Below are 19,461 nucleotides of genomic sequence, written 5' to 3'. Positions count from 1 at the left end.
CGTAGATCCACCCGCTGTCCTGGGCCCCCGCGATCCGCCACAATGGCGGACATCGCGGGGGTCCTTCGCGTAGTTGTACTCATCCGCCTCGCCCAGCGGCCGGTTTGACTGGGAGGCATGACGACGATGGTTGCCACGAGCACCTCCACCGCGCGGGTCAACGTCACCCAATACGCCGCGCTGGCCGCGAAGGTGCTGCTGTTCGTTTTGTTGCTCTTGGCCCTGATCTGGCCGGACCTGAGCGGGATCAAGGGCAAGGCGTCGACCGCGCGGCTGATCGTCTACCCGATCGGCGCGATGGTCCTGCCGCTGTGGTGGTGGGCCTACGGGCGGACGAGGAGCAAGCTGCACAAGAGCTTCCCCTGGACCGCCGACCTGCTGATGACCCTGCCCTGGCTGATCGACCTGATCGGTAACCGCCTCAACCTGTTCGACACCGTCGACTGGTGGGACGACGCCATGCACTTCCTGCTCTGGGGTTTCCTCACCGCCGGCGTCCTGCTCGCCTTCGCGCCCCGCAACCTCTCCCGCGGCCTGACCGCCTTCGTCGCGCTCGGCTTCGGCGCCACCGCGGCCGTCGTCTGGGAGCTCGGCGAGTACGTCGCCTTCGTCCGCAACTCCCCCGAGCTCCAGTCCGCCTACACCGACACCCTCGGCGACCTGGCCCTCGGCACCCTGGGCGCCCTCCTGGCCGGCCTCCTCCTGTACGAGGTCCGCTCGCGTCAGGCGTCGACCGGGCGGTGAAGGGCGTCGAGAAGCTGAGTGACCACGGCGTCGGGAGAGTGGGTCCAGTCGGTCGACAGGACGTGGTGCACCCGCCAGCCGGTCACGGCGAGCGCTCTCGGGTGAGTGGTCAGGCGTTCCAGCAGCGTGTCGGCACCAACACGTTCCCGGGTATCCACTAGGACGGCCAGGCGGTGACCCTCGTCGCCGGGGAGTTTCAGCGCCAGGTCGCACCGGAACACCGACTCACCGACCGCTGTCTCCACCTCCACCCCCCGTGCTTCCAGGGCTGCGCGAAGCTGTTCGACCACTGAACTGACCGGAACAACGGAGGCCGCGGGCTTCACCGGCACGAGGGCTGACTTGGCGGCTGCCGAGTCACCGCGGGACACCGCTGTGGCGTAGCCGAGGAAGCGGCGAAGGGTATTGGCACCGTCGTTGTACGTGTTGGTGATCGCCTCGGGTTCGATGCTGCTGACAACGACCATGTGGTGGCGGGCGCGGCTGAAGATGACGTTGAGGCGCTTCTCTCCGCCGGAGGTGTTGATCGGGCCGAAGTTCATCAGCATCCGCCCGTCCGCTCCGGCGGCGTAGCAGACGCTCATCACGACGATGTCGCGCTCGTCGCCCTGCACGTTCTCCAGGTTCTTCACGAACAGCCCGACGTCCTGCTCTCCGTGCGTCCGCACCTGCTCCGCCTCGTACCGCGCACCGAAGTCCGGATCCGCATCGGCCAGGTCGTCCAGCGCCCGCTCGATCTCTGCCTGCTGTGCCTCGGAGAACGCGACGATGCCCAGGCTCTTCCCCGTCTCGCGGGTCAGCAACTCTCGCACCAGCTCGGCGATCCAGCGCGCCTCGGCCGGATTGGTCCGCCGGACGTAGACGCCGTCCACCAGCCGGACGGCCGTGATGCTGCCGGTCAGCACGCTGTCGCAGACCTCGGACACCGCCGGGGAATCGGACCGCAACGTCCACGGCGGCGCAGCCTGCGCCGGCAGCCGGTCCGGGACGGTCGCGAGCCGGCCTTGGTAGAACGCCGCGTTGCTGAAGGAGATCAGCGCCTCGGAGCGGCTCCGGTAGTGCCAGGTGAGCATCGTGGCCGCGAGCCGCAGAGCGCTGATCGAGAGGAAGCTGTCCTCCGTCAGCGCAATCCCAACCTGCTCGGCCGCATCGTCCTCGAACCCGCTGTCCTCGGTACGAACCCGGAAGTACGTCGTCGGCGGCAGCTGCATCTGATCACCGACGACAATCACCTGAGGCGCGCGGTGCAGGGCCGGGATCGCTTCCTCCACAGGGATCTGGCTCGCCTCGTCGTACACCACCACGTCGAACGCCGTGGTCAGCGGCAACGTGTCCGACACCGACGACGGACTCATCAGCCAGACGGGCCGCAGCAGCGACGCCACCGCGCCCGGCGCACCCGACGCGAGGTCGCGGATCGACCGGTACCGCATCACCTTGCCGAACTCGTGCTCCAGCTCCCGCCGCCCCGCGGCGAACGCCTTCTTCCGCTCCCGATCCTCCGGCGACATCCCGGTCACGGTCTGCTCCGAGTGCGCCAGCTCGGTCAGGAACCGCCGCCGAACCTGGGCGACGACCACTTCGGCGTTCAACGAGGTCAGCTCGTCGTAGACCAGGCTCAGCTCGCCGACGATCGAGTCCACCCGCGCCGAAGTGAGCTGCAGCGGCGCGGCGGTTCGGGCGCGCTCCCACTCCACCGCACACACCGCGTACTCGAGCTGGTCAGGCGACGCGTACAGCCGTCGCACCGCGGTCCGCACCGACTCCGGCGCGTCCTCCAGCTCCCGCAAGGCCGGACCAACAGCTCGTACGACGGAATCGGCCTCGACCAGCTGATACGCCAGCCCACGCACACCATCCACCGTCAGCGTCTCGTACTCCGCCGCCAGCAACCGCTGCGTCGGTTCCTCGGTTTGATCGAGCGCATCGGCCACGCGCTCCAGCTCCGAGGGAGCTCCGTCGCCCAGGACGAAACGCCAGTCCGCAAGGAGCGGATTCTTCCGCAACGACGTCAGCCGATCGGTCAACGCGACCGGATCGTCCACACCCCAGTCATGTCGCGTCCGTTCGACGTGTTCCGCAACGGCGGCGGTGGCCTCCTGCGCAGCCACCAGGTCGGTGAGCACCTCGACGACAGACGGGCGTACGGCGCGCGCCGTACTGTCGAAGCGGCTCCGCACCAAGTCCCGCACCCGGCGCCAGTCCCCGTTGAGGAAGGAGAACAGACCGCCTTCCTTGCTCTGGGCAACCTTCAGAGCGGACTTCGCGTCGGCCGGCGCCAGCGGCTCCCGCCACCCGGCCGCCGTCTCCCAGGCAGCCCGCTCGGCTGCCACGAACCACTCCCGCCGGGCGCCCACCGCCGACAACTCATGGGCCCGCTGAGACCGCGGATCGATCGCCTCCACACGGTCACGCGCGGCCAGCGGCGCGAGCGCGCGCCCGAGCTCCGCGAGAACTCGGACCTGCTGCACGCTCCATCCGTCGTCCGGTGCCGTGGCGCCGACGTGGGCCAGAGCGGAGGCCACTCCCGCCCACGCGGCTCGAACCTGGCGAGCGCTCTCGGGCACATCGGCATCGCCCCACCGTTCCGCTGCGAGAAACGCCAACGGACTGCGCGCGAGCACCCCTTCACTGGCCGGGTCGGCGGCGGCTAGCTCCCGCGCGACCGTCCGTACGACGGAGCGGGCGGACCACCACTCACCGGCCGCCGGCACCAGCGCCTGCTCGTCCAACGGCTCCCAGTGATGGTCGCGGAGCTCGGTCAGCCGGTTCACGACGTCCCGGAGCCGCGGTTCGCCAGCAGTCAGGTGATGCTCGAACTCACCGACCATGGTGAGCAGCCGGTCCACCCTGGCGACCAACTGGTCACGGCGTCCGCTCAGCTCGTCCAGGTCGTCCTCGGCTGCCATCCAGGTCTCATACGTGTCCCGCAGCCCGTGGACGAAGGCCTTCTTGTCGGCCTGCGAGTCATGGATCAGTGCGCACAGCCCGTCCAGCCGGCGGCTCGCCAGGCGCGCATGCACGACATCCAGCGCGGCCCGCTTCTGGCAGACGAACAGGACGCGGCGGCCGCGGGCGACGAAGTCCGCGATCAGGTTGGTGATCGTCTGCGACTTGCCGGTCCCCGGCGGACCCTGGATGACGAAGCTCTCACCCCGCCGCGCCCGCGCGATCGCCGCGACCTGCGACCCGTCGGCCGGCACGACCAGGTGCCGGTCGCCGATCGGGAGCTCCGGCGGCGCGCTGCTGATCGGCCGCGGGCGGTCGGAGAACAGCTGGTCGAACGAAGCGCACGACGCACCGGTCGCGAGCAGTTCGTCGTAGTCGCGGACCAGGCCGAGCGTGCGGTAGTTGAAGTTGGCGAGCGAGACCGCGCAGAGGTCGACATCCCACGAGTACGGGCCGCCCTCGGTGTCGAGCGAGTACAGATCGGTCTCGATCGCGCCCGGCCGCCGCGGCTCCGCGCCGAGCGCCACGCCGAGGGGCAACTCCTGCCGGGCGAGCTGGGTCCGGAAGATCTGCACGCCGAGCGGCTGGTAGTCGGTCCGGCGATAGGAGTACGCGTAGTGCTTGCCACCGAACTCGTAGGCGGTGTTGCCGTGCTTGCGCCGCTGGTAGCTCCGCAGCCGGACCATCGCGCGCTGCCGAACCAGGTCGATCCGGGGCTTCTCCCGCAGGTGCATTTGCAGGCCCGGCTCGGTCGCCTGGATCTCCTTCGCCAGCCGCTCGTGCAGCGCGGTGATCGCGCCCGGCTCGGAAAGGTCCACGGTCTCCGGCAGCGTGATCCCGTACAGCTGGCGCAGGTGATGGCGCAGGGTCGGGTTGACCTCCGCGATCGGGTCGGCGACCCGGAGCGTGTATGAATCCCGTACGCCGCGTTTCTTGGTGAGCTCAACCTTCGCCAGCACGAGCGGCGACGCCAGCCGGGTGTCCCGGTCGCTCTTCAGGTCGTGCCAGCGCAGGAATGCCGGAACCAGCCGCAATTGATCCTGCCCGTACTCCGCTCTGTCCCGCCGAGCCGTCGCGATCAGTTTGTCCAGCGTGTTCGCGGCGTACGGCGCTTCGTCGTACCGGACCCATTTGCCCAGCGGCTGGGGCTTGCCGAGGAGCTCGGCGGCGAGATCGTCGCGCCAGGTGAACAGCTGCTCCGCGCGGATCGTCCGGACGTCGAGCATCAACGGCACCGACACCTCGGTGACGTTCAGCGTCTGCGCGGTCGGCCGGAAGTTGATCAGCCGGTTCCGCCGGGACAGGTCGAACAGCCGGTCCCGCAGTGCCCCGAGCACCGCCGTACGCCGGTCGGCCGCCCCGCGGGTGATGGCTTCTACGTCGAAGTCGAGAGGCTGGTCGCGGTAGTTCTCGAGCTGCTCGATCAGTGAGCGCAGATCCTGGGCGCGGTGGTGCCGATCCGGTTCGGCCATCTGGGCGGCCACCGAGACGATCACCGGGTGCAGGTCGGGATCGAGCCGATACAGGTTGCCGCGGGCGTCGATGAGGCTTGCGACGTCGGCCGTACGAGACAGGTCGAGGCCGCAGCCGAGGGCGAGCAGCAACTGCCCCAGGCTGAAGATGTCGGTGAGCGGGTCGTGGTGGCCGACCACGTGCTCCCAGCTCTGCCAGCCGGCCAGGTGAACGGGTGCCGTGATTGCCTCGGGGAGCGGCTCGGTGACCACGGTCGTCACCCGGCCACCGCTCGTACCGAGATCGAGATCGGCCTGGCGATGCGCGACCACTTCCACCGCGGCCGGCCGCGACCCTTGCCGGGCCTCGATCTCGCGCCGCGCGAGCGCGGGCCGGACGGCGTCCTCGGGCGCGAACCCCAGGCGGTGCTGCTCGTCGACGGTGATCCGGTCGAGGCCACGCAACGGCGCGACCAGACCCCGCTCGTGCACCTCGGCGGTCGCGTGGAACAGCGGCAGCACGGCCGCCAGCAGGGCGTCGTTACCGAGCCCGCCCTGCGAGACGGCCAGCGCGACCAGGTCGTCGGCGCTCATCCGACCACCTCCTCCGCGGCTCGCACCAAGCGCGCTCGTTGCTTGTCGCTCCACCCGAGCTCGTCGTCGGCGATGTCGTCGTACCCGGTCAGGCCGGAGCGCCGGGCGATCACGAGCGAGGCGACCAGGCCGTCGTCGCCGGCGTCCGGATCGGTGGTGGCCAGGTCGAGCAGCAGGTAGCACAAGTAGCGTTTAGTTGCCTCGGTCAACGGTCGTGGCCGCGGCATCGGCGCCCCGTCGATCGGACGGACCGCCAGTGGCTCGTCGAACCGCGGCACCGCTCCGCCCGGTACGCCGAGCGGGCCGGGCGGATCCGCGAAACCCGCCGCGGCCGTGGCGATCGCGTCCGTACGCAATCCGCCGGTGTGGGCGATCGAGGCGGCGAAGTCACTGCTCAGCTCACAGAGCAAGCTCGCGTCGAGCAGGTCCGGCGCGTCGACGTCGAGCGGTCCGGTGACGAGCGCCTCGACGTCCTCGCCGGCGAGCCAGTACTTCAACGCCCAGGCGCGGCCGACCCCCTCCGGATGCGTCGCCCCCCGGCTGCCGGCGCTGAGGTCCAGCCCTTCGGCCTGCCGGAGATAGGCCTCGGGATCGGCGGTGCTCAACCCGGTCTGAAGCTTGAGGAGAGCGCGTACGGCGGTCGCGAGGTCGCCGCACGCGGTCAGCGCACCCCGGTCGGCGAAGAGCTCGGTCGCCAGCGACCAGCGCCGATGGGTCTCCAGATACTGCGGAGGGGTGCGCGCGTCACCGGCCGCGGCGTCGAGCAGCCGGTCGACGGCGAGATACCCGCCGTCCTCGTCCTCCCACAGCAGTCGGTGCGCGAGCTCGTGCCCGATGACAGCCGTCAGCTCGTCCTCGTCCAGCCGGTCGAGCAACTCTCCCTGGAACAGGATGACCGCCTTGCCGGGCTGATGGATGTACGCCGCGTTCGGATCCCCACTCACCTGGAAGTAGTCGATGTCCGCATCCAGGTCCAGTGCCTCGGCGGCCCGCTGTCCGGCCCGATACACGATCGGGTGCGCACCCGCCTCCAGCCGGTACGCGTGCCGCAACAGTACGTCGCCGAGCCCATCGACGGGACCGCCCAGCAGGGCCGTCCACGCACGCTCGTCCAGGCGGCGAACAACCGCCAGGACAGCCCGGTGATACCCCAAGACGGACAACATGGCCGCCACGATAACCACCCCGACCGACGAATTCCGAGGGTCAAGGCCCCGCCAGGTGGGTCAGCGGTCGGCGGGTCGGCACACTCCGATGGCGGCGGAGGAGGCGGCCAGCGCCTGGGCCGCGGGGTTCGCGGGCCCTGCACCGGCGCCGGAGCCGACCTCGGACGGGACGCCCGCGGCACCGGACGCGTCGGCACCGGACGAGTCGGCGGCGGTCGCGTCGGCACCGGACGGGTCGGCGCCGGCCGCGTCGGTGCGGGTCGTGTGGCGGCCGATCGGGACGACCATCGGGCTGCCGGCGACCGGGTCGGGGATGACCTTGACGGCCAGGCCGAAGATGTCATGGACGACCTGCTCGGTGATCACCTCGCGAGGGTTGCCCTCGGCAACGATCGCGCCGTCCTTCATCGCGATCAGGTGGTCACCGAACCGGCAGGCCTGATTGAGGTCGTGCAGCACCAGGACGATCGTACGGTCGTCGGACCTGTTCAGGTCGACGAGCAGATCGAGGACCTCGAACTGGTGAGTCAGATCGAGGAACGTGGTCGGCTCGTCCAGCAACAGGATGTCCGTCTCCTGCGCGAGCGCCATCGCGATCCACACCCGCTGCCGCTGCCCACCGGACAACTCGTCGATCGGCCGTTCGGCCAGCGACAGGACGTCGGTCGACGTCATCGCCTCCGCGACCGCCTCGTCGTCGGTCTTGGTCCACTGCCGGATCCACCGGGTCCGCGGGTACCGTCCACGACCGACCAGGTCGGCGACCGTGATCCCTTCCGGCGCGGTCGGTGACTGCGGCAGCAGCCCGAGCTTGGTCGCGACCTCGCGGGTCGGGATCGACTGAATGCTCTTGCCGTCCAGCAGCACGGTCCCGCGCGACGGCTTGAGCAGCCGGGCGAGCGTCTTCAGCAGGGTCGACTTGCCGCACGCGTTGGCGCCGACGATGACAGTGATCTTCCCGGTCGGGATCCGGACCGACAGGTCGTGGATGATCTCCCGCTGGTCATAGCCGACCGCGAGCCCATCGGCAGCCAAGCTGTGTGGTGTCACGGCTTCCACAGGGTTCTCCATCTCTCAGCCACCACTCCCCACCCGGTTGGTCCGGGCCAGCAGGAACATCAGGTACGGCGCGCCCACCACGCCGGTCACCACACCGACCGGCAACTGCGTGTCGCCGAACGCGTGCTGCGCGATCAAGTCCGACAGAGCCACCACCAGCGCGCCGAGCAAAGCCGACGAGATCATCGCCGGCCCTGGCGACCTGGTCAGCCGCCGCGCGATCGGCGCCGCGACGAACGCGACGAACCCGATCGGCCCGGCCGCCGCGGTCGCCACCGCGGCCAGCAGGACCGCGATCACGATCAACCCGAGCCGCGAGCTCTCCACCCGCAACCCCAGCCCGTACGCCGTCTCGTCACCGAGCTGGAGAATGCGCAGCCGGTGCACGAGGAACGTGGTCAAAGGCGCCAGCACCACCAGTGTGATCGCGAGCGACCGTACGTTCGACCAATCTCGCCCGTTCAGGCTGCCGGTCAGCCAGATCAGCGCCTGCTGCGCGATCTCGACCCTCGCCTTGGTCAACAGGTACGACGTGATGCTGGTGGCGACCGCGCCGATGCCGATCCCGATCAGGATCAGCCGGTAGCTCGACACCCCGTGCCGCCAGGCCAGCACGTACATGATGAACGCGGTCAGCACGGCACCCACGATCGCGAAACCCGACACCGCGACGCCGGTCAGTCCGAGCGTGACGATGGCGAACACGGCGAACGCGCTGGCGCCGTACGTCACGCCGATGATGTCCGGGCTGGCCAGTGGGTTGCGGGCGATGCTCTGGAAGATCGCGCCGGACATGCCGAGCGCGGCACCGACCATCAGGCCGGTGAGTGCCCTGGGCAACCGGAGCCGGTTGACGATGAACTCGGTCGCCCGGTCGCCGCCGCCGAACAACGTCTTCACCACGTCGATGACCGGGATCTTGAAATCCCCCAGCGACAACGAGACGCAGAACGTCACGAACACGATGACCGCGAGTACGACGATCACCATCAGCGACCGCGCCTGCCGAGCCGCGCGGGCCCGGGTGATGATCTGGATTGCCTCTGCGGTCATAGGGCCTCCCGGCCTGGACTGAGGAGCGCAGGGAGCGAAGCGACTGGAGCGACGAGGGAAGGCCGGGAGCCAAGGCCCCATGACCACGCCGGCGCCGAAGGCCCGGCCAAAAGCACTGTCATAGGTCTGCGAGCTTCCGGCGGCGGACGAGTGCGATGAAGAACGGCGCTCCGATGACCGCGGTGACGATGCCGACCTGCAGCTCACCGGGCTGCGCGACGATCCGGCCGATGACGTCGGAGCTGAGCAGCAGGATCGGTGCCAGGACCATCGAGTACGGCAGGATCCAGCGGTAGTCCGGTCCGGTCACGAGCCGTGCCACATGCGGGATCGTCAGCCCGATGAACCCGATCGGTCCGGCCGCTGCGGTGGCCGCTCCACAGAGCAGTACGACGACCACCGCCACGAACAACCGGGCCAGTCCGACCCGCTGCCCGAGCGACTTGGCTACGTCGTCACCGAGCGACAGCGCGTTCAGGACTCGCCCGGAGACCAGCGCCAGCACGATCCCGATCAGGATGAACGGCGCGACCTGCGCGGCGATGTCCGAATCACGGCCGGCCAGCGATCCGACCGACCAGAACCGGAACTGGTCGAAGGTGTCGACATCACCGATCAGCACCGCGGTCGTCAGCGACCCGAGCATCGCCGTCAGCGCCGCCCCGGCGAGCGCCAGTTTCACCGGCGTCGCGCCCTCCCGGCCGAGCGACCCGAGCATGTAGACGACGATCGAAGCGGCCGCCGCACCCGCGAACGCCAGCCAGACGTACGACGTCAGAGTCGACAACCCGAACCAGTAGATGCCGCCGACAACGAACAGCGCGGCGCCACCGTTGACCCCGAGGATGCCGGGATCGGCCAGCGGGTTCCGGGTGACGCCCTGCATCAACGCCCCGGACAGGCCCAAGGCGGCACCGACCAGCAAGCCGATCACCGTCCGTGGCACCCGCAGTGAATGGATGATCACGTGATCGGTGTTCGCCTCGTTGTAGTGGCGCAGGGCATCGAACACCGTCGGCAGCGGGATCTGCTTCGACCCGACCGCGATGCTGAGCAGCGTCACCAGCACCAGCAGGGCGATGCAGCCGATCAGGCCGAGTACGAGCGTCGCCCGCCGGGTCCGCCGAGGGCGCGACGAGACGGCGACATCGGGGCCGGTTGCGACCACGGCAGTGGGCGGGGGCATTGGACTTTGGGATCCTCTTAGGTAAGGCTAACCTCTAGACGCCTCAGAATAACCCGGCCGTCCGCGGGTCCGCACCTGGCGTCTTCCCTGCGTAGTTTCCCAGACCGGGGCGGAGGGGCGGGGCAGCAATGACAATATGGAGAAACCAGCATGACGACTGTGCTCGAGCGGCCGATCGTGTTCGACTCGGTTCTCGCCGCCGTGGCGGCCGTTGACGACCTGAGCCCGCATCTGCGCCGCGTGACGTTCGTCGCACCGCGGATCGCGGAGGTGGTCAGCGCCGGGCCGGACCAGCGGATCAAGGTGCTGCTCGCACCCCCCGACGGCACCGAGATCAAACTGCCTTCCGGCCCCGAGTGGTACCCGGAGTGGTGTGCGCAGCCGGTCGAGGAGCGTTTCATCATGCGGACGTACACCGTCCGCGCGCTGCGTCCCAAGGTCGCCGAACTCGATGTCGAGTTCGTCCTGCACGGCGTCAACGGCCCGGCCTCGGCCTGGGTCAGCGAGGCGCAACTGGGTGACCAGGTCGGCCTGATCCTGCCCTTCGCGGTCGACACCACCAGCACCAAGGGCCTACTGCACTCCGGCGTCGACTACGTTCCGCCGGCCACCAGCGTGCGCCGGATCCTGGTCGCCGACGAGACCGCGCTCCCGGCGCTTGCCGGGATCCTCGAGCAGCTCCCGGCCGCCGTCCACGCGACCGTCTTCGTCGAGGTCCCGGACGCCAGTGACATCCGGCCGCTGCCGACCCCCGGCTCCGCCGACATCACCTGGATCACCCCCGCCGACGGCACCTCGTTGCTCGAGGCCCTCAAATCCGCCGAACTTCCGTACGACGCCGACTACGCCTGGGTGGCCGGTGAGTCGTCGATGATCAAGTCGGTACGTCGCCACCTGGTCAACGTGGCCGGGATGCCCAAGGCCGCCATCTCCTTCCAGGGCTACTGGAAGCGCGGCGAAGCCCAGGTCTGAACAGATCCGGGAGAGCTGAAGGGGCAGATTCTCCAGCCCTCCCGGAAATCTTTAGGACGGATTCTCGGCGTGCGTGAGGGTTTCCCACGCGACGAACAGGTTGTTGGAGCCGGCCGGCCGACGAGACTCGGTGAGCGCCTGGGTGTTGGACATCGCGATGCCGAGACGCGTGTGCAGAGCATTGAAGCCGACCTCGGTGATCGGGCCGAGGCCGCGGTTGACAGCGCCGTTGCACAGCCAGGACGGCACCGGCTCGAGGTTGCGCTCCCAGCGCGACTGGAACCCGAGCGCCTGCCGGAGCCGCTCACCGAACTCCGGGTAGAGGTCGATCCCCTGGATCCGCGAGGTCTCCAGGACGTGTGAGATCGACGAGATGCCGTAGCCGGTGTGGGTGAAGTCGCGACAGGTCTCCTGAGTCAGACCGGTCACGAACGTTCCCTGCCCCTGCCAGTACGCGACGATCTTGTCGCGGGTGTTGAGGTTCTGGCTCGGCTTCGTCTTCGGCAGCGCGCCGTCCGACTCCAGGTAGACGTAGGCCGGCACCCGCACCCGGTAGAGCGCGATCGCCTTGTCGTACACGGTCTTGTCCTCGAGGAACACGCCGATGCCCTGGATCGCCTCGGTCATGCTCAACTCCCAGTTCCCGTTGGAGTTCGAGCCGTTGATGATCTCGGGCAGGTAGACGTTGCGCAGCATGGTCGCGAACCGGCCGGAGTTCGGCCAGTTGCCGTAGACATGCTTGATGATCTCCGCGGCCTTCGGCCACGACGACGCGGCCCACGCGGTCTGCAGCGGAGCGTTGCTGTTGGTGTGGTCGGTGATGGTCGCCGACCACGCGTCCATCAACTGGATCGACTTCTGCGCGTATCGATCGTCACGGGTGAGGTACCACAGCAGCGCGTCCGTGTACGCCGCGATCGCGTCCTCACGCTCGTTGGTGCAGCCAAGGTTGGGATTCGAGTACGGGCCGCACTCCACGACCGAGCGCGGAGTCGGCGTCCGGGACAGCGACGCGTAGGAGCTGTTCTTCGCCTGGTTGAACGCATTCGTCCACGGCTGTGCACCGGCCTGGACCTTGGCCCGGACGAAGTCCAGTTGGGCCCGGCTGACGCCAACACCTGGATGGGTGAACGTCGCAGGTGCGTCGACGGCCATGGGTTCAGCTTTCGAGGCGGCTACTGCTGGACTGCTGAGCGCTCCGGCCACCAGCGCGGCACACGCCGCGGCCAGGAGTAGGGGTTTGGTTCGCATGGGCGGATGTCCTGTCTTCGGGGGCGGTAGGACACTGCTCCCCCGCGTGCCCGGAGGCACTAGCGCAGGGTCTTTGCGAAAGTCTGACGACGGACGGTGAACGCGTCAACACCTGGCCTCGAACGGAACAGACTGCGAGGTTTTCCCAGCTCAGTGGAACAAAGTGAGGCTTTGTCCCATTAACGGGAGAGCCTCACGATCACTTTCTGCGACAGCGAGATCAGCTGACCTGCGTCGCCAGCTCGCCGACGCGGACTCCGGCCGCGTCCAGCAGGGCGGCCGCGGTGGTGACGCCGATGCCGGCCAGTGGTTGCGCCTTGACGACCGCCCGCGCGCTCGCGCCGTCGAAGATGATCGTCAGCTGGATCGCCAGCGTGCCCGGGTCCTCCGCGCCCGCCTTCACCAGCTCCCGGTGGAAGAAGTCGGTCAGCTGCTGCTTGAAGTGCCGCGCGACCACCGAGCCCGGGTGCTCGGGATTCTTCAGCTCCACCGCCGTACTCACGTAGGGGCAGCCGAGGAAGTTGCCAGCAGCAACCACCGAGTCCTGCCGCTCGAACACGGTCAGGATCCGCTCCCTGGGCGACCGGTCGTCCTCCGCGCCGGGCTGCAGCAGACTCTGGTACGCCGGTCCGCGGCTGGCCAGGCTCTCCGCGATCAGCTCGTCCTTGGACCGGAACAGCTGGTACATCGACTTCTTCGACACCCCGGCCGCCTTGCAGAGCGCGTCCACCCCGATGTTGACGCCGTCGCGGTAGAAGAGTTCGCCCGCAGCGTCGAGAAGCCGCTCACGGGGTGTCGCGGAGGTGGTCATGAAACGAGGGTACCGGTCGGATTTGAATATGGAAACCGATCGGTTTACAGTCGGGGAAACAGATCGGTTCCCACCAAGGAGTTTCAGATGACCACACTCACCGGCGCCGTCGTCCTGGTCACCGGCGGACAGCGCGGGATCGGCAAGGCGATCGTCGACGACCTGCTCGACCGGGGCGTCGCCAAGGTCTACGCGACCGCGCGTAACCCGCAGCCGAGCACCGACCCCCGCGTGGTCCCGCTGCCACTGGAGGTCACCGACCAGGCCTCGATCGACGCACTGGCCGCGGCCGCGCCCGACGTCACCGTCCTGATCAACAACGCCGGCGCCAGCTCGCCGGACACCTACCTGGACGCGCCGGTCGAGGAGATCCGCGCGGTCTTCGACGCCAACTTCTTCGGCCCGCTCGAGCTGACCCGCGCCTTCGTGCCGATCATCGAGCGCAACGGCGGCGGCCACATCCTCAACGCCCACTCGGCCCTGTCCTGGGTGGCGCGGCACGGCGCGTACTCCGCGACGAAGGCCGCGTTCTGGCTGCAGACCAACGCGATCCGGCTCGAACTGCTCGACCGCGGCATCGGCGTCACCGGCCTGCACATGGGGTACGTCGACACCGACATGACCACCGCCGTCACCGCCCCGAAGTCCCGGCCCGAGGACATCGCCAAGCAGGCCCTCGACGGCATCGAGACCGGCGCGCACGAGGTGCTCGCCGACGACACCGCCCGTGGCGCCAAGGCCGCCGTCTCCCAGGACCTCGCGGTGCTCTACCCCGAACTGGCCAACTGACCGACACTCGGCCGCCATTTTTCGGTAGGGATCTTGCGTAAACTGGTCAGGGATGATCGACGTCCTTGCCGTTACCCGCCCGGAAGATGCCGTCACCGATTTCCTGTCCGTCCTCGACCCAGCACACGGCCGCGAGGTGCACCTCGTCGCCGCTGAGCGCGGGATCTATCTGAAACTCCCAGCCGGGATCCCCCTCGCCGGCCGGCTGGCCGCGATCGCCGCGTTGCACGCCAGCAGCGGCGAAGGGGACCGGCCGTTCTCCGCCGAAACCGCGGCCGCCGCGATCACGCTGGAGACCGGCAGTACACCCTTCACCGTCTGGACACACCATCCGTCCGATGCCCGCGGGCGCTGGGGCGAGGGCCTCATCTCCGTCATCCAGGCTCCGGTCCGGCACCCCGCCGGCCCACCGGCTGACCTCGTACTCGAGCTCGTGCAGCCGACGGCATCGCCGTACGAGCAGGAGCGGCTGGACGCGACGGTCGCGTGGGTACGGCGTCATCTGGACCCGGCAGCGGGCCGGGTGATCGAGATCGGTGCCTATCAGGGTGCGTTGACGCGGCGCCTGCTCGCCGACGGGTACGGCGTCGACGCGACCGAGCCGGACCCGGTGGCGCTGGATCGGCTCAGGACGAACGTCGCCGGTGACGTTCGGATCCATCCGCACAGCTTCGACGATCTCGCGACCACGGCCCGGCTGACGGGTTCGGCGTACCTGCTGATCGAGCTGTTGTACTACGGCCAGGACCTGTTGCTGCTCGAACGGTTCCCCACCGACCGGCTCTTCATCGCGCTCGAGCCGGGCGAGCTCACCCACCGGACCTGGCCGGCGACGTGGGCGATCGAGGATGAGGTCGAGCTCGTCCCGCCCCGGCTCGAACCACTGGCCGGCGGACCCGCCTTCCTGCGCAAGCGCGGCAGCCGGGGCGTCCTGCTGCGCCGGACGAATTAGCTGCCTACGTACACATCCCGGTCGCGGGTGTACTCCATGGTCGCCGCGATTCCGTCGGCGACGTCCACGCCGTACTCGCGCTCGACGATGTGCAGCGCCAGGTCGATCCCGGACGTGATGCCGCCGGAGGTGACGAGCGTGCCGTCGTCGACGACGCGATTCGACTTGAGCTCGGCGCCGAAGGTTTCGAGCTCCGCCCACGCACCGCGGTTCGTCGTGGCCGCGCGGCCCTTCACCAGGCCGGCCTCGGCGAGCAGCATCGAGCCCGTGCAGACCGAACCGATCCAGCTGAGCGTCGGCGCCAGCTCGGCGATCCTGGCCGTCATCACTCCGCGGCGCGCCTCGGCCCACGAGCCCTTCTCGGCGCGGTTCATCCAGCCGCCACCCGGGACGAAGAGTGCGTCCGGCGTACCAAGTCCTTCAGGTGCCTTGAATTGCAGGGTGTTCAGGCCGGTCACCTCGACCGGGCCGTCCAGACCGACCAGCGCCAGCGCGAGCGCGGTTCGCTTCGAGGCATGACTCCAGACCTCGAACGGACCCATCACATCCATCTCGTCCACACCGTCGAACACCAGCATCTCGATTCGCATGACTCCACCCAATCGGCCGGCACCGGTCTGCACCAGTGGCCACAATGCCGCCCTTCGCAAGGATCTGGCCAGCGCAATCAGACCAGGACGTCGGTGGCCTGGTGGGTCCGGTCGACGCCCTCGACGAAGATCACCACGCCGTCGGAGTTCTCGGTGCGCAGCGGGAGGATCTCCCGGTACGCCGCCGACTCGTACCAGCCGTACAGGTGGTCGCGGTCCGGGAACTCGATCACGATCGGCGCACCCTCCCAGTCGCCTTCGATCCGTTCCGGCGCGGCACCGTGCACGATGAAGTGGCCGTCGTACGGCGCCAACGTCTCGTCGATGCGCTCCAGATACTCGACGATGTCCGCGCCCATCCGGACGTTGCGCAGGTAGGCGATCGCGTAGTGCTTCATCTCTGTTCCTCCTCGGTGGTCGATGCGTTCAGCTTCGGGCACCTCGGTGAGTTCAGACGATTACCTCAGACGTCATCAGGGCTGCTTGGTCTGCTGCCGACGTACCGTAGATGGCATGTCAGTCACAGGGGGGCCGCCTTCTACGCCGGTCGAGGAGGCGGAGGAGCGGGTCGGGCCGTACCGGTTGATCCGGCGGCTCGGACAGGGCGGCATGGGTGTCGTCTACCTGGCCGAAGGACCTGAGCACCAAGAGGTTGCGCTGAAGGTACTGCGCCCGCACGTCGCCCATGACCCGATCGCACGGGCTCGATTGCAGCGCGAAGCGACTACGCTGCAGAAGGTGAGCCACCCTGGCGTGGCCGGCATCCTCGACCACGACCTGGTGGGCGACCAGCCCTACCTGGTGACTCGGTTCATCCCAGGACGGCCGCTGGACGAGCAGGTGGACGAACGCGGGCCGCTGACGCCGCGCAAGTGGCTGCCACTGGCTGGATGCCTCGCGGAGTCGCTGCAGGCGATCCACCTGGCCGGTGTGATCCACCGAGACCTCAAGCCGGGCAACGTGATGATGTTGAACGGCAAGCCGGTCATGATCGACTTCGGCATCGCCCAGGCCGCTGACGACCTCCGCCTCACGCAGACCGGTCTCGTGATCGGTACGCCGGGCTATCTGGCGCCCGAGCTCATCGAGGGCGAGACCGTGTCGGAGTCGGCGGACTGGTGGGGCTGGGCGGCCACTGTGGCATTCGCGGCCACCGGACGCCGGCCTTTCGGCAAGGGTCCGTTCGAAGCGGTGCTGCATCGGGTGCACACCGGTCAGGCCGACCTCGAGGGCTTGGACCCGCGGCTGAAGCCACTGCTCGCTGCGGCCCTGTCGCCTGGTAAGAGCGACCGTCCGACCCAGGACGAGATCATGGCCGGTCTCAACCGGTACGCCGAGGGCCGCGACGCACTGCCGCCCCGCGAGTCGCCGACGGTGATCGCTGTACCGGCGACCGTGCAACTCCACCCGCAGACCGCGCTGATGACGCGCGAGCTGCCGTCGGATGAGCCGTCACCCACCGATGTCGCAGAGCTGGTGCCGCCGGTCATTCCGCCGTGGTCGGCGTTCACACCGATCCGCGACAAGATTCGCGACGCCGCGGCCAAGAAGCCTGTTGCTGCCGCGCCAGTGCATCCCGCGACGTACAGTCCGGCACCTGTTGCCGCCGCGCCGGCCGCGATGCCCTTGCCGTATCAGAGTGGTCCGCAGCCGGTTGCGCCGTACCCATATCAGCAGAATCCCTCGCCCTATCAGCAGAATCCGTCGCCATACCAGCAGAGTCCCTCGCCGTATCAGCAGCCCGGGCAGCCGCAGCAGCAGCCCGGTGGCGGCCACCCGGAGAAACCACCGAAGGCTCCACCCACCGGCCGGCGGACTCTGGTGGTCGTCGGGTTCATGGTGGCGCTGACCGGCCTGACTGCTCTCAATCCCGGCCTTGGCGCCGCCATCGCCATCGTGCTGCTGGTGATCGCTCGTACGGCCGACCGCACCAGCACTGCTCTGATGCGTCGCCGTCAGATCCGTGGCCGCTCCGGGCGTTCGGACGGCGTGGTGGCGGCAGCCTCCAGCCCACTGCAGCTCGTCACCGCTGCGCTGATCACGCTGCCTTGCCTGATCCTGCCGCTGCTGATGGGCGTTGTGGTCGGTGGCATCGTCACTGCTGTTGCCGCTACCGCCTACGGCCTCGAATGGCAGCCGCTGTCGGCCGTCGGCTTCGGCAGCGCCGCTCTCGTCGCACTCTTCACCGCCTGGTGGGGCCCCGGCGGCAGTTCACTCCGCCGCGGCGCTCACATCGCGGCGCGCAATACGTTCCGGCCACAGTGGGTCGGCGCCATGCTGGCTGCCGTGCTTCTGGCTGTCGGCGGCTTCACGTTCTACCAGGCGACTCAGGGTGAGGGTGCTGCCTGGGCGCGGAACCCCATCGAAGCCCCCACCATCGACCGTCCGACGTTCAGCGATCTCCGGGACGCGCCCTTCATCCGGGACCTCCCCATCATCGGACGATGACGGGCATCGGACGATGACGGGGGGTCCGGCGGACCTCAGAGCTGGACGATCTGGCTGCGTTCGGGACCCACGCCGATGGCGGAGATCCGGGCGCCGCTGAGGGACTCGACGGCGCGGACGTAGGACTGGGCCTCCTTCGGGAGGTCCTCGAAGGTCCTGCAGCCGGTGATGTCCTCGGACCAGCCGTCGAACTCCTCGTAGACCGGGACCGCGTGGTGGAAGTCGGTCTGGGTCATCGGCATCTCGTCGTGCCGGACGCCGCTCACGTCGTACGCGACGCAGACCGGGATGGTCGAGCGCCCAGTCAGCGTGTCCAGCTTCGTGAGGACGAAGTCGGAGACGCCGTTCACGCGCGCGGCGTACCGGGCGATGACCGAGTCGTACCAACCGCACCGGCGTGGGCGGCCGGTCGTCGTACCAAACTCGAAGCCCTGCTGCCGCAGCCACTCGCCATCGGCATCCAGCAGCTCGGTCGGGAACGGGCCCTCACCGACTCGGGTCGTGTACGCCTTCACGACAGCCATCACGCGATCGATCCGGGTCGGCGGGATGCCGGTGCCGGTGCACGCACCCGCGGAGATCGCGTTGGACGAGGTGACGAACGGATACGTCCCGTGGTCGACATCGAGCAGCGTGGCCTGGCCGGCCTCCATCAGCACCGTCCTGCCGTCGTCCAGCGCCTGGTTCAGCAGGAGGCTCGTGTCGGCCACCATCGGCCGGAGGCGGTCGGCGTACCCGAGCAGTTCGTCGAGCACCTCGCGGATCTCCACCGCGCGCCGGTTGTACATCTTCACCAGCAGCTGGTTCTTCTGCTCCAGCGCGCCGGTCACCTTCTGCTCGAGGATCTTCTCGTCGTAGAGGTCCTGGATCCGGATGCCGATCCGGTTCATCTTGTCGGCGTACGTCGGGCCGATGCCACGGCCCGTGGTCCCGATCCGGCGGCTGCCGAGGAACCGCTCGGTCACCTTGTCGAGGGTCCGGTTGTACGGCGGAATGATGTGGGCGCTCGCGCTCACGACGAGCCGCGACGTGTCGACCCCGCGGGCCTGGAGCGCGTCGAGCTCCTCGAACAGCACACCGAGGTCGACCACCACCCCGTTGCCGATCACCGGGGTGACGCCCGGGGTCAGGATGCCGCTCGGGAGCAGGTGCAGCGCGTACTTCTCGGAGCCGATCACCACCGTGTGGCCGGCGTTGTTGCCGCCGTTGAACTTGACCACGTAGTCGATGACCTCGCCCGTGTTGCCGAGCAGATCGGTCGCCTTGCCTTTGCCCTCATCGCCCCACTGGGCGCCGACGAGCACGATTGCGGGCATCTCAGCCCTCCTCTTCACGCGCCGGACTACGGCCTCACACCCCGCGGCTGCCGACGCTGGAAACGGTGAAGCCCGGAGACGTTCACCGGACGTTCATCCGGCGACGAAACCAGGCTCTTGCGACCAAAGC

Annotated in this window: 15 protein-coding genes; 5 read left to right on the top strand and 10 right to left on the bottom strand. The window is 68.8% G+C overall.

All coding sequences use genetic code 11. The annotated features are described in order from the left end of the window. Window positions 1–117: 117 nt before the first annotated feature. The gene (locus AB0E63_RS16550; RefSeq protein WP_360366216.1) at window positions 118–744 is read left to right on the top strand and encodes a hypothetical protein; all 627 of its coding nucleotides are present in this window, start codon (window positions 118–120) and stop codon (window positions 742–744) included. Here the strand turns inward: AB0E63_RS16550 and AB0E63_RS16545 are convergent. The 5 genes from AB0E63_RS16545 to AB0E63_RS16525 form a co-directional block, all read right to left on the bottom strand. Continuing rightward, on the bottom strand, window positions 723–5,738 hold the full coding sequence (locus tag AB0E63_RS16545) for an AAA domain-containing protein (protein WP_360366214.1): 5,016 nt from the start codon (window positions 5,736–5,738) through the stop codon (window positions 723–725). The two genes, AB0E63_RS16550 and AB0E63_RS16545, sit on opposite strands and share 22 nt — an antisense overlap. Further along, complete coding sequence (locus AB0E63_RS16540) at window positions 5,735–6,904, bottom strand: M48 family metalloprotease (RefSeq protein WP_360366213.1); 1,170 nt, start codon at window positions 6,902–6,904, stop codon at window positions 5,735–5,737. The genes AB0E63_RS16545 and AB0E63_RS16540 overlap by 4 nt, the downstream gene beginning before the upstream one ends. A gap of 60 nt (window positions 6,905–6,964) precedes the next feature. Continuing rightward, window positions 6,965–7,975, bottom strand: a complete 1,011-nt coding sequence (locus AB0E63_RS16535) for an ABC transporter ATP-binding protein (protein ID WP_360366211.1) — start codon at window positions 7,973–7,975, stop codon at window positions 6,965–6,967. 3 nt (window positions 7,976–7,978) lie between these two features. Next, window positions 7,979–9,016, bottom strand: a complete 1,038-nt coding sequence (locus tag AB0E63_RS16530; protein ID WP_360366209.1) for an iron chelate uptake ABC transporter family permease subunit — start codon at window positions 9,014–9,016, stop codon at window positions 7,979–7,981. 118 nt (window positions 9,017–9,134) lie between these two features. Further along, window positions 9,135–10,202 carry an iron chelate uptake ABC transporter family permease subunit gene (locus AB0E63_RS16525; protein WP_360366207.1) on the bottom strand — a complete coding sequence of 356 codons (1,068 nt, stop codon included), beginning with the start codon at window positions 10,200–10,202 and terminating at the stop codon, window positions 9,135–9,137. A 150-nt stretch (window positions 10,203–10,352) separates the two neighbouring features. On the opposite strand from AB0E63_RS16525, the gene AB0E63_RS16520 reads away from it, so the two are divergent. Beyond that, window positions 10,353–11,174 (top strand): siderophore-interacting protein, encoded by an 822-nt coding sequence (locus AB0E63_RS16520; RefSeq protein ID WP_360366205.1) that lies wholly within the window; start codon window positions 10,353–10,355, stop codon window positions 11,172–11,174. 51 nt (window positions 11,175–11,225) lie between these two features. On the opposite strand, the gene AB0E63_RS16515 is transcribed toward AB0E63_RS16520, so the two are convergent. Both AB0E63_RS16515 and AB0E63_RS16510 read right to left on the bottom strand, forming a co-directional pair. Further along, complete coding sequence (locus tag AB0E63_RS16515; protein ID WP_360366203.1) at window positions 11,226–12,425, bottom strand: alginate lyase family protein; 1,200 nt, start codon at window positions 12,423–12,425, stop codon at window positions 11,226–11,228. 220 nt (window positions 12,426–12,645) lie between these two features. Further along, window positions 12,646–13,236, bottom strand: a complete 591-nt coding sequence (locus AB0E63_RS16510; RefSeq protein WP_360366201.1) for a TetR/AcrR family transcriptional regulator — start codon at window positions 13,234–13,236, stop codon at window positions 12,646–12,648. An 87-nt stretch (window positions 13,237–13,323) separates the two neighbouring features. Here AB0E63_RS16510 and AB0E63_RS16505 point away from each other — a divergent pair, with 87 nt between their 5' ends. Together AB0E63_RS16505 and AB0E63_RS16500 are read left to right on the top strand one after the other, a co-directional pair. Beyond that, the gene (locus AB0E63_RS16505; protein WP_360366199.1) at window positions 13,324–14,025 is read left to right on the top strand and encodes an SDR family oxidoreductase; all 702 of its coding nucleotides are present in this window, start codon (window positions 13,324–13,326) and stop codon (window positions 14,023–14,025) included. Between the two features lie 52 nt (window positions 14,026–14,077). Then, the gene (locus AB0E63_RS16500) at window positions 14,078–14,977 is read left to right on the top strand and encodes a hypothetical protein (RefSeq protein ID WP_360366197.1); all 900 of its coding nucleotides are present in this window, start codon (window positions 14,078–14,080) and stop codon (window positions 14,975–14,977) included. Here AB0E63_RS16500 and AB0E63_RS16495 read toward each other — a convergent pair. Continuing rightward, on the bottom strand, window positions 14,974–15,567 hold the full coding sequence (locus tag AB0E63_RS16495) for a DJ-1/PfpI family protein (RefSeq protein WP_360366195.1): 594 nt from the start codon (window positions 15,565–15,567) through the stop codon (window positions 14,974–14,976). The genes AB0E63_RS16500 and AB0E63_RS16495 overlap by 4 nt on opposite strands. A 77-nt stretch (window positions 15,568–15,644) precedes the next feature. Then, complete coding sequence (locus AB0E63_RS16490; RefSeq protein ID WP_360366193.1) at window positions 15,645–15,965, bottom strand: DUF1330 domain-containing protein; 321 nt, start codon at window positions 15,963–15,965, stop codon at window positions 15,645–15,647. 115 nt (window positions 15,966–16,080) lie between these two features. Here AB0E63_RS16490 and AB0E63_RS16485 point away from each other — a divergent pair, with 115 nt between their 5' ends. Continuing rightward, on the top strand, window positions 16,081–18,015 hold the full coding sequence (locus AB0E63_RS16485) for a serine/threonine-protein kinase (protein WP_360366191.1): 1,935 nt from the start codon (window positions 16,081–16,083) through the stop codon (window positions 18,013–18,015). Window positions 18,016–18,050: 35 nt separating this feature from the next. Here the strand turns inward: AB0E63_RS16485 and AB0E63_RS16480 are convergent, their stop codons facing one another. After that, a complete protein-coding gene (locus AB0E63_RS16480) occupies window positions 18,051–19,331 on the bottom strand; it encodes an adenylosuccinate synthase (protein ID WP_360366189.1) in 1,281 nt (426 codons plus the stop codon). Window positions 19,332–19,461: the final 130 nt, after the last annotated feature.

It is taken from the genome of Kribbella sp. NPDC026596, from assembly GCF_040638415.1.
Classification (GTDB): domain Bacteria; phylum Actinomycetota; class Actinomycetes; order Propionibacteriales; family Kribbellaceae; genus Kribbella.
Note: the sequence above shows the minus strand (reverse complement) of the source record. Positions and strands in the feature narration are given on the sequence as shown.

Bases quoted from the DNA above. Each gene is read 5' to 3' on its own strand.
- AB0E63_RS16550 (WP_360366216.1), top strand. From the start codon at position 118: ATGACGACGATGGTTGCCACGAGCACCTCCACCGCGCGGGTCAACGTC.
- AB0E63_RS16545 (WP_360366214.1), bottom strand. From the start codon at position 5,738: ATGAGCGCCGACGACCTGGTCGCGCTGGCCGTCTCGCAGGGCGGGCTC.
- AB0E63_RS16540 (WP_360366213.1), bottom strand. From the start codon at position 6,904: ATGTTGTCCGTCTTGGGGTATCACCGGGCTGTCCTGGCGGTTGTTCGC.
- AB0E63_RS16535 (WP_360366211.1), bottom strand. From the start codon at position 7,975: ATGGAGAACCCTGTGGAAGCCGTGACACCACACAGCTTGGCTGCCGAT.
- AB0E63_RS16530 (WP_360366209.1), bottom strand. From the start codon at position 9,016: ATGACCGCAGAGGCAATCCAGATCATCACCCGGGCCCGCGCGGCTCGG.
- AB0E63_RS16525 (WP_360366207.1), bottom strand. From the start codon at position 10,202: ATGCCCCCGCCCACTGCCGTGGTCGCAACCGGCCCCGATGTCGCCGTC.
- AB0E63_RS16520 (WP_360366205.1), top strand. From the start codon at position 10,353: ATGACGACTGTGCTCGAGCGGCCGATCGTGTTCGACTCGGTTCTCGCC.
- AB0E63_RS16515 (WP_360366203.1), bottom strand. From the start codon at position 12,425: ATGCGAACCAAACCCCTACTCCTGGCCGCGGCGTGTGCCGCGCTGGTG.
- AB0E63_RS16510 (WP_360366201.1), bottom strand. From the start codon at position 13,236: ATGACCACCTCCGCGACACCCCGTGAGCGGCTTCTCGACGCTGCGGGC.
- AB0E63_RS16505 (WP_360366199.1), top strand. From the start codon at position 13,324: ATGACCACACTCACCGGCGCCGTCGTCCTGGTCACCGGCGGACAGCGC.
- AB0E63_RS16500 (WP_360366197.1), top strand. From the start codon at position 14,078: ATGATCGACGTCCTTGCCGTTACCCGCCCGGAAGATGCCGTCACCGAT.
- AB0E63_RS16495 (WP_360366195.1), bottom strand. From the start codon at position 15,567: ATGCGAATCGAGATGCTGGTGTTCGACGGTGTGGACGAGATGGATGTG.
- AB0E63_RS16490 (WP_360366193.1), bottom strand. From the start codon at position 15,965: ATGAAGCACTACGCGATCGCCTACCTGCGCAACGTCCGGATGGGCGCG.
- AB0E63_RS16485 (WP_360366191.1), top strand. From the start codon at position 16,081: ATGTCAGTCACAGGGGGGCCGCCTTCTACGCCGGTCGAGGAGGCGGAG.
- AB0E63_RS16480 (WP_360366189.1), bottom strand. From the start codon at position 19,331: ATGCCCGCAATCGTGCTCGTCGGCGCCCAGTGGGGCGATGAGGGCAAA.